8 protein-coding genes, 1 other RNA gene and 1 pseudogene are annotated in these 14,861 nt (G+C 57.5%); 9 read left to right on the plus strand and 1 reads right to left on the minus strand.

Annotated elements, in window-relative coordinates; genetic code table 11:
• A pseudogene (locus tag AC781_RS14115) lies at positions 1 to 305 on the plus strand (ADP-ribosylglycohydrolase family protein); the annotation flags it as partial.
• Between the two features lie 204 nt (positions 306 to 509).
• On the opposite strand, the gene AC781_RS10200 reads toward AC781_RS14115, so the two are convergent.
• Positions 510 to 1,826 (minus strand): sialate O-acetylesterase, encoded by a 1,317-nt coding sequence (locus AC781_RS10200; RefSeq protein ID WP_067777455.1) that lies wholly within the window; start codon positions 1,824 to 1,826, stop codon positions 510 to 512.
• Positions 1,827 to 2,042: 216 nt separating this feature from the next.
• On the opposite strand from AC781_RS10200, the gene rnpB reads away from it, so the two are divergent.
• The 8 genes from rnpB (at position 2,043) to AC781_RS10240 (ending at position 14,758) form a co-directional block, all read left to right on the plus strand.
• Positions 2,043 to 2,439: RNase P RNA component class A (gene rnpB, locus AC781_RS10205), an RNA gene on the plus strand.
• Positions 2,440 to 2,531: 92 nt separating this feature from the next.
• Positions 2,532 to 3,029 (plus strand): septal ring lytic transglycosylase RlpA family protein, encoded by a 498-nt coding sequence (locus AC781_RS10210; protein ID WP_197677904.1) that lies wholly within the window; start codon positions 2,532 to 2,534, stop codon positions 3,027 to 3,029.
• Positions 3,008 to 5,398 carry a transglycosylase domain-containing protein gene (locus tag AC781_RS10215; protein ID WP_141675877.1) on the plus strand — a complete coding sequence of 797 codons (2,391 nt, stop codon included), beginning with the start codon at positions 3,008 to 3,010 and terminating at the stop codon, positions 5,396 to 5,398. Before AC781_RS10210 ends, AC781_RS10215 begins: the two co-directional genes overlap by 22 nt.
• A 269-nt stretch (positions 5,399 to 5,667) precedes the next feature.
• Complete coding sequence (locus AC781_RS10220; RefSeq protein ID WP_067777460.1) at positions 5,668 to 7,791, plus strand: beta strand repeat-containing protein; 2,124 nt, start codon at positions 5,668 to 5,670, stop codon at positions 7,789 to 7,791.
• A gap of 154 nt (positions 7,792 to 7,945) precedes the next feature.
• Positions 7,946 to 9,613 carry a dihydroxy-acid dehydratase gene (gene ilvD / locus AC781_RS10225; protein WP_067777462.1) on the plus strand — a complete coding sequence of 556 codons (1,668 nt, stop codon included), beginning with the start codon at positions 7,946 to 7,948 and terminating at the stop codon, positions 9,611 to 9,613.
• 106 nt (positions 9,614 to 9,719) lie between these two features.
• A complete protein-coding gene (locus tag AC781_RS10230) occupies positions 9,720 to 11,225 on the plus strand; it encodes an MFS transporter (RefSeq protein ID WP_067777464.1) in 1,506 nt (501 codons plus the stop codon).
• Positions 11,226 to 11,247: 22 nt separating this feature from the next.
• Positions 11,248 to 12,303, plus strand: coding sequence for an ankyrin repeat domain-containing protein (locus AC781_RS10235; protein ID WP_067777467.1), 1,056 nt, complete (start codon positions 11,248 to 11,250; stop codon positions 12,301 to 12,303).
• A 148-nt stretch (positions 12,304 to 12,451) separates the two neighbouring features.
• Positions 12,452 to 14,758 carry a cytochrome c biogenesis protein CcdA gene (locus tag AC781_RS10240; RefSeq protein ID WP_067777469.1) on the plus strand — a complete coding sequence of 769 codons (2,307 nt, stop codon included), beginning with the start codon at positions 12,452 to 12,454 and terminating at the stop codon, positions 14,756 to 14,758.
• Positions 14,759 to 14,861: the final 103 nt, after the last annotated feature.

A 14,861-nucleotide genomic window follows, 5' to 3' on the forward strand; every position in this document is an offset into this window, starting at 1 on the left:
GGCTCGGAGATGTGTATAAGAGACAGGTTCTGTATCTCGGCGGGGATACGGATACGACGGGGGCGATTTACGGTGCGCTGGCCGGTATGAGGGGGGAGGTTCCGGATGAGTGGGTGAAGGGTATCAAGGATTTCCCCGTGTCCATCGCTTTTCTGGAGGAGCTTGCCCGAGGTTTGGCTCAGGCTGCCGCATCGGGCGAGGCGGTGATGCCTCGCCGTTTTCCCTGGTTTGCCGTTCCGTTCCGAAATGCCTTGTTTTTGGTTGTGGTGTTCGTGCATTGTTTTCGGCGGATTGTGCCTTTCTGAAGATTGCAACGAGCAGGAGAGGGGCGTTTGGCGCAGGATGGCGGTGGTTTGAGGTTGCCGTTTGCCGGAGGAGCAGGTTCCGGTAGACGGTTTGCGTGTGTTTGGCGGGGTGATGATGGCGTGTGCGTATTGTTGCCACGATAAAAAACGGGATGCCTGCGGTCAGGCATCCCGTATGGTGTTGAAGGTGGGGTGGCGGAAGGTTTATTTGCCGTTGTCCGGTGTGGCCGCGAGGGAGTAGTCGAAGAAGGGGCACCAGTTGTCCATGCGGTATTCCTTGTCGGCAATTTTTGCTTTGAGTTTGTTTCCCTGAGAGTCGCGGAGGCAACCGCGAGGGCCTGTTTTGGGGCCTGATTTACGGTGTTCGTTGAATGTCATTCCATAGCGCAGGCTGCTTTTGCTCGGGTCTGCGGTCGTGACGAGTCTGACGACGTCTTTGCCCATGATTTTGACCGATTTGATCGGGAGTTTTTCTCCTTCCGGCGTGACGAGGGTGAATCCATAGTTTCCGGGGTCGTCGACGGCTTTGGTGTCCAATACCATGGGAGGAACCGGGGCATAGAATTGGATATCGACGGTCCATTCGTTGCCTGTTTTTTTGATTCTGTGCTGGAGAGGATGGACGGGTTTCCAGTCTACGCCGTCGATCATGACCCGTTTCATGACGTAGCCGACATATTCGCCGTAGAGCCGGGACATGGGTGCGGTGAGGTGTACGCCGTCGCTGTATTCGAATTGGTACATGGGCGTGGTCATGATGTAGCGGCTGTCTTTGTCCAAGGCCATTTCCAGCTGGGCAAGGGCTATGAGCGGATGGTCAGAAGGGTTGAACTGGTAATAGTTGAGGTGGGAACCGACCTGATAGCCGAAGCAAAGGACGTCGTTTTTCTGTCCGGTGATGGCTTTGGCGTCCGCGTCGATGTCCGCGATGAGCTGGCGCATTTTCTCTTTGTACCATTCCTTGCTTTTTTTGTTCTGGTGGTCGGTTTCGCCCTGCGTCCAGATGAAGGCGGGCATGGAGTATGTTTTTTTCTCTTTGTCGGCCAGTTCTTTGCCTGCTTTCAAGTCGGCGATGATGCGGTTGTATGCGTCCGTGCCTTTGTCCACGGCGTCGATGCTGGCTCCTCCGACTCCCGTTGCCGAGCAGATGAATTGGGTTTTCGCCAGGGAGGGGTTCTGTTTTTTGCCGAGTTGTATCAGTCGGCAGGCCGCGCCCGAGACCGGGGTTTCTCCACGGGGGCCGTTGGTGCCTTCGGCCAAGGGTACGACGGCGCTGCGGTCGTTGCCGTTTTCGTAGGCACGGACACCGCTTTTGAACATGAGTTGGTTTTCGTTGTTTTTATCGGTGGTGATGACCGGGTTTGCCGTCCATCCGACGGAGAGGGATTGGCCGTGCGAGGGCAGGTAGTTCCAGTCGGTGAGTGGGGGTTTGGAGGGGGCTGCATGGCCGGGGAGAGCTGTGGCCGTGATTACGCCGGCAATATAGGCGGTTCGGAGGAAGGTGGTATGTGTCAGGTTCATGGAACGAATATAAGTTGACTTATTTTAGGCTTTCCTAGATGGGATGTCTATCCGAAAGTTGATGAGCCGGGCCGATTTGCCTGTCCGGACCGGATGATTGCATGAAGGATGGCTGTTGTTTTGCCTTGAGAAAAGACGGGTAAATGGCGATTCCGGCGGTGATGGTTCGGTTTTGCTCTGGACAGCGGGGCGCTGGTGAGGTACTCTGTGGGCGTCGTTCGGATCCGGGTGATCGCTGCGGGCCTTGCGTTCGTAGAGGAAAGTCCGGACATCGCAAGGCAGCGTGTCCCGTGAAAGCGGGAGACGGCGGGTTCCCAAGGCCCGCCGGACGGAAAGTGCCACAGAAAATAAACCGCCGATGGCTCTTCGGAGTACAGGCAAGGGCGAAACGGGGAGGTAAGAGCTCACCGCTCCCAAGGCAACGAGGGAGGCAGGGTAAACCCCACGCGATGCAAGACAAACAGGGGAAGGGTTGCCTGCTCGTCGGATCCCCGGGTATTAGTCGCACCGCGCCCCTGAGAAGGCGCGGCACGGAGTTCGCTCCGTGAGAAAAATGATCACACAGTCCCTGCAAGGGGATGGACAGAATCTGGCTTACAGGGTCCGAACGACTCTTTTTGCATCCATGAATGAGGCGCAGTTTTCCTTGGGCAGGGGTGGGGCTTTCTGTTGACACATGCGGCGGGTTTCGCCATAATGCAAGGGATGTGCGTGAGAGTCTGCCTGTTGTTCGCCTGTATGCTGCCGCTGGTTTCGTGTTTCCAGTCGGTGAATCCGAAGGAGCGGGATTATCCCGGCTACAAGATGGCTCCCTATACGGTGAAGGGGCAGCGTATTGTGCCGATGACGGTGGATCAGGCCCTGCATTACAAGGCGGTCGGGATTTGTTCCCATTATGATGAGACGTCGTTTTTCGGGTTGTGTTCCGGCAAGACGGCGCTTGGAGAGGATGTGAAGAGTTATCACGAGCATGCGGCGCACAGGACTCTTCCTTTGCCGTGCAAGATTCGCGTGACTTCCTGCCGCACAGGCAGGAGTATCGTGCTTCGTGTGAATGATCGGGGGCCTTTTGTGAAGGGCAGGCTGCTGGATATCAGTTCTGCGGCGGCGAAGAAGCTGGGTTTCCGCGAGCGAGGGCTGGATAAGGTGTATGTCGAGGTGCTGTCGGTAGGAGATGGCAAGTGGGAGCGAAGGAGGGGATGACGGTGAAGGCCGATGTTCCATGCGGCGGCAGGCGGGGAAGGCTGTGCCGTGCCATGCGCCGGGCGCTGTGGCCGGCTGTTGCAGTGGCTGTTCTGTTTCTGCTGGTTTGGTTCGCGTTGCCGTGGCTGGTTCCTTTGCCGCAGGATGAGGCTTCCGCGCCGCTGACGTTGTTTGACAGGAACGGCAGGCCTCTGGCTTTTTTGCCCGACAGGGGCGGGGATGTGCGGAGCGTGGTGAGGTTCGAGGAGCTTCCGCAAGCGTTGGTCGATGCGGTGCTGGTGGCGGAGGATCGCCGTTTCGAGGAGCATGGCGGGGTGGATGTACTGGCTGTGGTGCGTGCGGCGGCGAGCCGGGTCGGTCTGGCTGGGCGGGCATCCGGTGCATCGACGATTCACGGGCAGTTGGCTAAGTTGATGGAAGGTTCTTCGTCTCCCGAACGAAGGACCTGGGGGAATAAGGTGCGGGAGCTGCTGCAGGCGAGGCGTATGGCGATGTGCTGGAGCAGGGAGGAGGTGCTGGTGAAGTATTTTGCGAGGCTGGGGTATGGGAATCAGTGTTTCGGGCCGGAGGCGGCTTCGTTTTTCTATTTCGGGAAGGGGTTGCGGGAGTTGTCGCTGGCGCAGTGCGCGTTGCTTGCCGCTTTGCCGAATGCCCCTTCGCGGCTGAATCCCCTGAAGTATCCGGAGCGGGCGAAGGCTCGGCGGGATTGGATTTTGAGGCGTCTGGAATCCGAGCGTGGGTATTCCCGGGAGGCTGTGGCCCGTGCGCTGGAGGAGCCGGTGGACTGCAGTGCACACCGGCGCAGGCCGTGGGGGGAGGTTGTGGCTCCCCATGTGGTTTCGCGTGTGCAGCGAGGGCATGATGCAGGAAGTTTGCGGTGTTCTCTCGATGTGCGCCTGCAGAGGCAGGTGGAGCGTATTGCCCGGGAGGAGGTGGGGAAGCTGGCCGGGCACCGTGTGTCGCAGGCGGCTGTGGTGGTGCTGGATAATGCGACAGGGGAGCCTCTTGCCTGGCTGGGTTCCGTGGATCGCGGGCCGGATGCTGGCGGTTTGCTGGATGGAGTGTTCAGCGTGGCGAGGTCGTCCGGGTCGGTGTTGAAGCCTTTTGTGTATGCGCTCGCTTTGGAGAGAGGCCATTTGGCCTGTGAGGTGATTCCCGATGTACCGACGTTTTTCCGGCAGCCGGACGGGATCGACGCTCCGGGGAATTACGACGGGAGGTTCCGGGGCCCGGTACCGATGCGCGATGCGCTGGGCAGTTCTCTGAATATTCCGGTGATGCGCGTGCTGAACGAGCTGGGGGGAGGGCGTGCGTTCGGAGGTGTGGAGGATTTGCTGGAGTTGCTGCGCAGGCTCGGTTTTTCGACATTGGATCGGAAAGCGGACGAGTACGGTCTGGGGCTGGCGATCGGAACGGGCAATGTGACTCTGTATGAACTGGCCAGAGCCTATGCGGTGCTGGCGCGGCTGGGTTCTCCGCTTCCCGTGCCGCCGATGCGGCCGGGCGATTTTCCCCGCCTGCATGAGTCGGTGCCGCAACCGGGTGAACCCGTGCTTTCGCGGGAGACGTGTTTCATTCTGCTGGATGTGCTGGCGGATGTGCGGGCGCGGGCGGCGACATTCGGCCTGCGTTCTCCGCTGCGCCTGCCGTTCCGCTGCGCGGTGAAGACGGGTACATCGTCCAATTACCGGGATAACTGGTGCGTCGGCGTGACGAAGGAGGTGACGGTGGCGGTCTGGGTGGGGAATTACGACGGGCGTGCGATGTTGAATCTTGGCGGCGTGGATGGTGCCGGGCCTATTTTTCATCGTGTGATGCGAGCCGTGTATGAAGGAAAGGATGCGTTGTTTCCTTTGCCCGGTTTTCCCGAACCTCCGGGTTCTCTGGTGCAGGTGGATGTGGACGGCCGTACGGGGCGGCAACCGGCTGCCGGGGTGCCTGCCGAGTATGTGCGCCGGGAGTGGTGCGTACGTTCACGCAAGCCGGGAGCGGCGGAGGCCTGCGATTATGCAGATGACGGGCGGGTGAGGCTTGATCACCGGTATGCGGGGTGGCTGGATCTTCCGGGGGCTTTGGGTGCCGGAAGGTTCGTGCTGGCTGGGGCGGATGCGTTGGCGGAGAGTCCACGCATTCTCGTGCCGCCTCAGAATGCGCGCTACATGCTTGATCCCGATATGCCGAATCAGGGCAGGCATGTAATGTTGAAGTCGAATCTGGATGATGCCCGGTGGGCATGCGATACGTTGAAGATCGAGATGAGGGACGGCCAGCCCGTGGCGGAATTGCAACCGGGAGTGCATGTGATTCGTCTGGTTCACCCTTCGACGGGCAAGTGTACAGCGCATACGATTCAGGTCGGTTCACTATAGTTGTTTACGATCGTCGCAAGATGCCTGCGATGAGGATGGACCGGTGTCTTGCTGCTGCAACGGCATCTTGCCGTTTTGTGTGATCATCATGTGTTGTATAAAATATTTTATGTTGATATTTCATTGGCGTAAAGTGCGATATTTTTCTATTACTCTAACATATAGTAATCATATTGACACTAAAAGAGCAGTTTGTTATATTGATACGGTAAATTATCATTCTCGCTATGAAAAGGACTTTGTTTATCACATTCGTATTGTCGCTGGGTATGTCCATGACAGCTGCGATGGCAGCCAATGTCGGCAAAAATAATGACGGTACATTATCGCTGAATCAGACAGGGGCATGGAGCGGTGGCGTAGTGCCGACATCTTCGGATGTGGCTGTGTGGGACAATAATTCCGCGTACGGTACGGTCGATGCACCCTTGAATCTGGGTGCGGATGCCTCATGGGGCGGTATTTCCCTGTCCGGCGCCAAGACTCTGGTGATCGGCTACGATAAAACGGGGGAAGGTGCCGACAGTAAGAAGACGCTGACGATCGGTGCGAGCGGTATCCGCACGACCGGAGGCGTTTCCACAGTCAGGATCGGCGCCAATGTCGTGGTGAACGGCAATCAGACATGGGGGCACGATACGGGGTGGAGGGACGGCAACGCGATCGTGATCGACGGTTCCTTGACCGGTTCCGGCAATATTGCGGGTATGTCCGGAGCCAATTCCGTGACCCTCAACGGCGATGCTTCGGGATATACGGGTGCGTTCACGATAGCCCAGTACAATGCGCTCAATCTGAACGGAGGTACGATGACTGGAGGCAATATCTCCTTGACCAATGGCGCCAGGCTGAATGTGAACAATCTCGGTACAAGCACTCCAACGGTGTGGTCACGCAACCTGACGATGCAGGTTTACGATGCTGCCTCGGCTTTGAATGTGAACGGCGGCAAGTTGACCATGAGCGGTACGAATTCCTTTGTCGGAACGATTACAGTGGCAAATAACGCCGAATTGAGGATATCGGGTGCCAGTACGTTCAATTACAGCGGAGCGGGTACGCCGATTCAGTGCGGGACGACCATTGCCGGTAACGGTACGGTGTTTATTACGGGTACGAGTACGATTTCCGACGCCAATGCGAAAATCGTCGTGGCCAACGGGGCGACGCTTGATATTACGTCCGGTACGTTGAGGACGTCGGGTTACACGAATTCGACCAATATGGTGACCGTGCAGGGTACGCTTCGCCTTGCCACGTACGGATACGCCGGTTCCCTTTCCAATATTGCCGACTATGCCGCCAACCGCCTGCTGGACGGAGGGACGATCGAGGTGGTAGGGACTTCACACAGTGCGGGGCAGGGTACGACGGTTTCCTCCAAGGGTGGTAGTTTCCTGTATAATCCTGGGGTCGCCGGTTCTGCTCTGACGCTTTCCGGGAGTCCCAACAGCAATGCTTTCATTTTGAACGGCAATCTGAATATCGGCGGAGCCGGGACGATCAATCTGGCCCCGGATACCGGCGCGCGTGCTCTGTTGAACGGCAGCGGCAATGTGACGAAGGTCGGTTCCGGGATGGTGAATTTCAATTATTCGAGCAGTACGAGCGACTGGTCCGGCAATATGGCGGTGAACGAAGGTACGCTGACCGTTTCCGGCGATATGGGACGCCGCAATGTGACCGTGAAGGAGGGCGCGACACTCAATTCTGGTACGAAGGCATCCATAACGGCCTTAGCCGGCAGTGGAAACGCTTCCCTGACGGGGATTGCCGTTTCGGCAACGGGCCTGACCGGAACGAGTTCGTCCGTGCGCGGTTCTTCCTCGAATATGGGGTTGACCGTGACATCCGCATACGGTCTCAGAAACCTATCGTTGTCGAATACCGTGGTGACGATTCAGCAGGCCGCGACTTTGACTCTGGCCGATGTGACCGTGAACGGTCGGACAACCTCGTTCTCCGGCACAAACGGTACCGAAACCGTTTCCTGCTCCAATACGGCATTCGTGCTGGCCGGTGCCCAGATTACAGACCTGGTCAACGGCAATGTGCGAACGGTGGATATGAATGCCGCTTTCGGCAATGTACTCATGACGGGTTCGCTGAATCTCGATTTGAAGTACTACATCTACACGCCGGATGATTCCTACCAGTATCTCGTCGTTCGGTTGTTCGATAATACGACGACTTTCGATCAGAACTTCGATGTGAATCTGATCAACAGCGACAGCAGCTGGGCCATTGCCTCGGGCACGATCGAAGGTATCGGTGATGCCGACTGGCGTACGAATGGCGGCACGGTGTATGTGCTCGTGCCCGAACCCGCCTCGGCGACGCTGTGCCTGCTCGGTTTGGCGAGTCTCGCCTTGCGCCGCCGCAGGTGCGCCTGAAAATGTGCGTTTTATTCTGAGCGGGAACACCATCCTTCCGGGGTGGTGTTCTTTTTTATACGGCGCCCGACCTGCCGGAAGGGGGCCGGATATTCCTGTTCCTTCCGCGATTGTGCTTCACAGCGGGTGCCGCGTATGCTACACTCGCTCCGCTATGTTAAGCGACAGAACCAAGGCTGGCTTTGAACGCGCGCCGCATCGTAGCCTGATGCGTGCGACAGGGATGACGGATGAAGATATCGAGCGTCCGTTCATCGCGATTTGCAATTCTTTCAACGAGGTGATTCCGGGGCATGTGCATCTGCATGAAGTCGCCAAGCTCATCAAGGAAGAAGTACGCAAGGCCGGCGGCACGCCGGTCGAGTTCAATCTTCCGGGCGTTTGCGACGGCATCGCGATGGCTCACAAGGGGATGAAGTTCTCCCTGCCGAGCCGCGAACTGATTGCAGACAGCGTGGAAACGATGCTCAGCGCCCACGCGTTCGATGCGATGATCTGCATCCCGAACTGCGACAAAATCGTTCCCGGCATGATCATGGGTGCCTTGCGCTGCAATGTGCCGACTATTTTCTCCAGCGGCGGCCCGATGGCGGCCGGGCGTCTGGCCGACGGTACGGTGCTTGACTTGAACAGCGTATTTGAAGCCGTGGCCCGTTACAAGGCCGGAAAGATTTCCGGCGGAGAGCTTCGCGAAATCGAGTGTGCGGCATGTCCCGGAGCAGGTTCCTGCTCGGGCATGTTTACGGCGAATTCGATGAACTGCCTGACGGAGGTGATCGGACTTTCCCTGCCGGGCAACGGTTCCCTGCTGGCTACCTCCGAGGAGCGCAAGGAGTTCTGGAAGGAGACGGCCCGCCGCGCCGTGGAAATGGCGAAGGCCGAAGGCCCGCGCCCCCGCGATCTCGTGACGCAGGATGCCATCGACAATGCCTTTGCCATCGATATGGCGATGGGCGGCAGCTCGAACACCGTGCTGCATACGCTGGCCATCGCCCATGAAGCGGGCGTGCCTTACGACATGAACCGCATCAACGAGATTTCCCGGCGTACGCCGAATATCTGCAAGGTGGCCCCTTCATCCCGCTTCCATATGGAAGATGTACAGAGGGCCGGCGGCATCAGTGCGATCATTCATGAAATTTCCAAGGTACCCGGCGCTTTGCATATGGAATGCCGGACGGTGAGCGGCAAGACGCTGGCCGAACTGACGGACGGTTGCGAAATTCTGGACCCCACGGTGATCCATCCCCTCGACCAGGCGTATTCGCCGGATGGCGGCCTTGCCGTCCTCTTCGGCAACCTCGCTGCCGAAGGTTCCATCGTCAAGAAGGCGGGCGTGCATCCCGATATGATGGCGCACAAGGGGCCTGCCGTTATTTTCGAATCCCAGGAAGAAGCCTGCGAAGGCATCCTTGCGGGCAAGGTGAAGGCGGGGGATGTGGTCGTCATCCGCAACGAGGGGCCGAAAGGCGGCCCGGGCATGCAGGAAATGCTGGCTCCCACCTCGTACATCATGGGGCAGGGACTCGGCGCGAAGGTGGCCCTGATTACGGACGGCCGCTTTTCCGGCGCCACGCACGGCGCGTGCATCGGCCATATTTCGCCGGAAGCGGCGGAAGGCGGCCTGATCGGCCTGCTGCGCAATGGGGATATCATCGAATATTCCATTCCCGAGCGCAGGCTCGAAGCCCATTTGAGCGAAGAAGAGATCGCCGAGCGCCGTAAAAACTGGAAACCCGTTCACAAGGAAATCGATTCTTCGTGGTTGCGCCGTTACCAGAGGCTTGCCGGGAATGCAAGCTCCGGAGCCGTTTTGAAGTAACCTCGCGTTCCCAAATTCCCCATCTTGGAATTTATGGCTTGAAAGTGCGCCGTTTTTAATAGAAAATACGGCGCATTTTTCTTGCTGCCATCTCCCATTTACGTACATGAGTAACAAACAGAATCCTATTGTCCAGTATTTTTCCGAATTCAAGATTCTTAAAACCGTCTCGAAGGATTTCTGGCTAACGAACCTCATTCAGTTTTTCGATGGCATCGCCTATTTCTCCCTGATCGCCATTTTCGTGCTCTACCTGTCGGACTACTGCGGTTTCGACGATGCGAACGCTTCGCTCTGGGTAGGCTTCTACACACTGTTCATTTCCGCATTCGTTTTCGCAGTAGGCTCCATCTGCGACATCATCGGCCTGAAGCGGTCGTATGCAATCGGGTTCTGCCTGTTGCTGTTCGGGCGTCTGGTAATGGGGCTCTCCCCCGATATCTGCTCGTCTTCTCTGGGAGCGTCCATCGGACTGGATGCCGACTGCGCCCGCATCGGAGTGATGGCTGGCATCTTCATCATGTCGTTCGGTACGGCGTTCATGTCGCCCGTCATTCAGACGTCGATTCGGCGATTCACCACGTTCACGGCCCGTGCGACGGGATTCAATGTGTACTACCTGTTGATGAATATTTCGGCCGTTGTCGCCAGCGCCTTCGTCGTGCAGGGCTTCCGTGATGCATACGGCTCGGTGGACGGTGGTTTCTGGGTGGTGAACTTCGGCACGGCGATGTGCTGCTGCGCCTTCCTCGCCACGCGCCTCATCAATGAAAACAATTATGCCGAGCCTTCGGAGCGCATGCAGACGAACACGCAGCGCAGGCCCCTCCAGCTTTTCAAGGAAGTCTGGAAGGAAAGCGCCTTCCGCAAGCTCATCCTGTTTCTCGTGCTGACTCTGGGCGTGCGCATCGTCTTCACGCTGCAATTCATCGTGATGCCCCAGTATTACGTCCGCACGCTGTATGAAGATTTCTCCATCGGCCTCGTCAATGCGCTGAATCCGACGATCATCGTCGTCGGCCTCATTGCCTTGATTCCCGTGCTCAACCGCTTCTCGACGGTGAAATTGATGATCGTCGGCATGTCCATCTCGGCATTCTCCCTCGTATTCATGGCCGTGCCTATCGACTGGTATTACTATGTACCGGGTATCGAAACGCGTTCGCAGGCCTATCTGGTAGCCATCGTGACGCAGATTCTCGTCTTCGCCTTCGGGGAGCTGCTGTTCTCCCCCCGTTTCTCGGAATACGTCGCCCGCGTGGCTCCCAAGGACAAGGTCGCTTCGTACATGTCCATTTCCGCCTTGCCGATGTTCATCGCCAAGCCGATCAACGGCATTATCGGCGGTCTTCTCGTCAGCTATTTCTGCTACGACGGCATTGCTGCGAAGATTGATACGAACCATATCGGCTTCTGGGATTCCCCCGAATTGATGTGGATGATCTACCTGATTCTGGCCGTGGTCAGCCCGCTCGCCATCATCAAGATGAAGAATTCCATCACCTCCGAGCATCCTGAAGAGGATGCCCTGAAGGAAGCCGAAGCCAAAAAGGCGTTGAGCGAAGATGAAGTCGTTTCTGCGGCCGTCGTCTCCGAAGAAGCAAAGTCCTGAACCATCCAACAAACCGAACATTATGACTGAACAAGGCAAAAATATCTTCAAGGACAGCCTCATACTCATCGGCTTGAGCCTGATACTGGCTGCCGTCAGCCTCGTTGTGACCAAGTTTTTCAAGGTAGAGGACAATCCGGCTGCCGACCTCGTATCCGCCATCAAGAAGGACGATTCCATCGCCTTTGAGGAGGCGTTGAAAGCCGGGCTTGACAAGGATGGCAATTTCATCAACCTCGTTGATTTCAAGAAGCGCACCCCGCTTATGTGGGCTGCCTACGCGAACAACAACAATATCGAAACGACGGAACGCTTGCAGGAATCCCTCGATAACGAGGAGGAGGAAGATGAAGCTGCTGCCAAAGCCGCTTCCAAGAAGGAAAAATCCAAAAAGATGTATCGCCTGCATTATGTGAAGCGCATTCTCGCCCAAAAGGGAGTGAAGGTCGACCAGCAGGATGAAGACGGGTGGACAGCTCTGCATTGGGCTTCTTGGAGCGGGCTCGACCGCGTCGTGGAACGCCTGCTCGACAGCAAGGCCAAGATCGACAATAAGGAAGGCAACGGCTATACGCCGCTGATGCTGGCTGCCATGCGCGGCAACGATCGGGCTGTGGTGATGCTGCTGTATCGCGGCGCGGACAGGAATCTCAAGAACAGGGACGGCAAAACGGCCCTTCAGCTCGCCCGTGCGGGTATGGCGGCGTACAAGGCGGATTTCGATTCCACCAAAACGCACGTCAGCAAGGTGAATGTGGACGATGTCTATAAGGCTCTGGATAAGGCTCGCAGCAAAGTGGAGCGCAACAGCTCGGACGGTACGGTATCGCTCGATATCGTTTCCAAGGCGTTGAATGGTGCGGTAGCTGCCGCCGGAAAGGATGCCAAGGATGTGGATGTGCGCATGCTGGCGTATGAAGCGACGATCAAGCTCCTGCAGATGTCTCCCGAACAATTGGAGTCCTACTTTTCCGAACAGGCGCGCAGGGAAGTCGCCCTCAAGGCCAAACTGATCACGGAAGCTATCCGGAAAAAGGTCCTGCCGAAATGGTTTGTCATGGAACCGGTTGCCAAATAACCGCGACACTTTTCAAAATGGGCGCATTCCTTACGGGATGCGCTTTTTTTGTATATTCTTCCGGCGGTAGGTTCCCGTTTCGGGCCGGAGTGAGTCACCATGCCGTTTATGGCTTGTTTTGGCTGTGTGATTTGCTTATATTTGCTCCATGAATTCGTTTCATCGTTTTTTCATTCCCTTGATGGCGGGATGCTGTTTGTCCGGTTCCGCTCTGGCGCAGGCCAGGGCATGGGATGCTTCGGTCATGCCGGGGGCAGCCGATGCGGGGGCTCCCCAGGTGGCTGTCAGGATGCAGGGTGCCTCCGTCGCGTCCTATGCGGAAGGCAAGCCGTTCTATGTGGCCGTGCAGGCCGATCTTCCCCACCCGTGGCATGCCTATTACCGGAATCCCGGCACGGTGGGCATCCCGATGGAGGCGAAGTTGCAGGAAGTGCCCGGTTTTACGGTTTCGGGGCCTTACTGGTCGCTGCCGATGCGTGAGGTTTCCGATCTGGGTGTGGCCTATGCGTATGAAGGCAAGGTGACGATGGTGTGGAAGGTCGTGCCTCAGGCGAATGCGCCTGCACAGGCGGATTTCAAGGTCGAAGTGAGCTGGCAGGTCTGCCGCGAAGGGCAGTGCGCCAATCCGGAACAGAAGGAAGTGGCGGTTTCCCTGTCGAAGGGCGACGGGGCGGCGGCTCCCGTATGGGGCAAATACGAGGATGCCGTGACCGGACTGGAGAAGCCCGCGTGGCTTGATGAATCCCGCAAGCCGTTTTGGGCGCAGGATCTGGCTGCCAAAACGGTGACGTTGACATGGTACACGCCTGCGGGCGTGAAGCTTGATCCCGCCAAGGTGCAGTTCTTCTCATGGGACAATTCCGTGCTGCCGACCGCTCCCCAGAAGCTGACGGAGAAGGAACCCGGCATGTATGAGCTGTCGATGACGATGAACGACGGTTCCGATATGCTGTACCCTCTGGCATCCGGCGATGAAGCTGGGGAAGAGGATTCCGATGAACCTGTGCTGAAGCCGTTGACGTCCTTGAAGGGATTGCTCGTGGCGGATGGCATGGGAGTGGATCTCGAACTGCCTGCTCAGCAAGGAGCCTCCGCTTCTGCTGCCGCCATGCCTGCCAAACAGCCTAAGGAAACGGCGGTGAAGGCTACGGCCGCCGAAACCGCCGCATGGCGCTACAAGTGGGAGCCCTGGAGTAAGGATGTGATGGACAAGGCCCTTGCCGAAGGCAGGCCCGTGTATGTGGATTTTACGGCTCAATGGTGCGCTACGTGCATTGCCAATAAGAAGGTTGCGTATTCATCCGAAGTCAAGGATCTGATGCGTAAAGGCAATGTGCTGATGCTGCGCGCGGATAAGACGAAGCCCAATCCGGCCATCGATGCCGAGATGCGTTCCCTGAACCGCAGTTCCATTCCGGTGAATGTGCTGTACATGCCCGGCAAGGAGCCCGCCATTACGCGTGAAATCCTGACGCCCGATTATCTGGCTTCATTCCTCAAGGCCCACCTGTTCGGCGAAGGCGATGTTTCCGCGATGGTTGAGGAACCTGAAAAGGTATCCAGCATCTGGGTGATTCTCGGTTCCCTGTTTCTCGGCGGCCTGATTCTGAATCTGATGCCTTGCGTTTTCCCTGTGATCGGGTTGAAGATTCTCGGTTTCGTCGAGATGGGCGGAGGCGACCGCAAGAAGGTGTTTGCCCATTCGATGTCGTTTTCCTTCGGGGTATTGCTTTCTTTCTGGTTGCTGACGCTGGTAATTTTCTACCTGCGTGCGCAGGCCGGAGGAGAAGCGCAGTCGTGGGGCGCATGGCTGCAGAATCCGTGGGTCATTTACGGGATCATTCTGATTTTCCTGACGATGGGCTTGAGCATGTTCGGCCTGTTTGAAATCGGTGTCGGAGCGACGGGTGCAGGCAGTTCCCTGCAAAGCAGAAAGGGCTACATCGGCTCGTTCTTTTCCGGTTTGTTGGCTACGGTGGTGGCTACCCCGTGCAGCGCTCCGTTCCTCGGGCCCGTGATGGCCAGCGTGATGGCGTTTGATGCCGGCATGATGTTCCTGTCGATGACGTGCATGGGACTGGGCCTCGCCCTGCCGTATCTGCTGATGGGTGCGTTCCCGGCGCTGGTGAAATCCCTGCCCAAGCCCGGTGCATGGATGGAATCCCTCAAGCAGGGCATGTCCTTCCTCCTGCTGGGGGCTGCCGCTTATTTCATCGGCACGTACAATGCTTTCTTCATCGACAGTTTCGATTTGCAGGTGGTCTATATCTTCTTCGTCGTGTTTGCCGCGGGACTTTGGGTGTATGGCCGCTGGTGCCCCATCTATCGTCCGAAGGCGACGCGCCTCACGGGCGCGATTATCGCGCTTGCGCTCGTGGGCATTGGCATCTGGGGCTCGATGCCGGACAAGCGCATTTTCGGCGAGGAGGAATCCGCGGTGCAGAGTGCCGAATAGCGGATTTTCTGAAGACGGTTTTTCAAGGTGCAGGGTTATCCTGCGCCTTTTTGATAGCCGTACCGGACGGGTGGGAAGCAGTATCATGCCTTGGTTTTCCGAC

This window comes from Neoakkermansia glycaniphila, from assembly GCF_001683795.1.
Lineage (GTDB): Bacteria > Verrucomicrobiota > Verrucomicrobiia > Verrucomicrobiales > Akkermansiaceae > Akkermansia > Akkermansia glycaniphila.